Genomic DNA, 350 nt, shown 5'->3' with positions numbered 1-350 from the left:
GGCCGTGGTCGACAAGGTGGGCACGTTCGCGATGCTGCGCTACTGCCTGCAACTGTTCCCCGACGCCGCACAGTACTTCGCTCCACTCGTGGTGACGCTGGGCGTGATCAGCATCGTGTACGGCGCGTTGCTGGCGATCGGCCAGACCGACGTGATGCGCCTGATCGCCTACACCTCGATCTCCCACTTCGGATTCATCGTGCTCGGCGTGTTCGCGATGACCAGCCAGGGGCAGAGCGGCTCGACCCTCTACATGGTCAACCACGGAATCTCCACCGCCGCACTGATGCTGATCGCGGGATTCCTGGTCTCCCGGCGCGGAACCAGGATCATCGCGGACTACGGCGGGG

The 350-nt window shown here is 64.6% G+C and carries 1 protein-coding gene; it reads left to right on the top strand.

Annotation, left to right across the window (positions count from 1 at the left end; all coding sequences use genetic code 11):
* Positions 1-350 (top strand): proton-conducting transporter transmembrane domain-containing protein (locus tag IJ15_RS0124090; RefSeq protein ID WP_269321491.1); only part of this gene is annotated, 350 nt, incomplete at both ends.

The sequence above is a fragment of the Prescottella defluvii genome, from assembly GCF_000738775.1.
Lineage (GTDB): Bacteria > Actinomycetota > Actinomycetes > Mycobacteriales > Mycobacteriaceae > Prescottella > Prescottella defluvii.
Note: the sequence above shows the minus strand (reverse complement) of the source record. Positions and strands in the feature narration are given on the sequence as shown.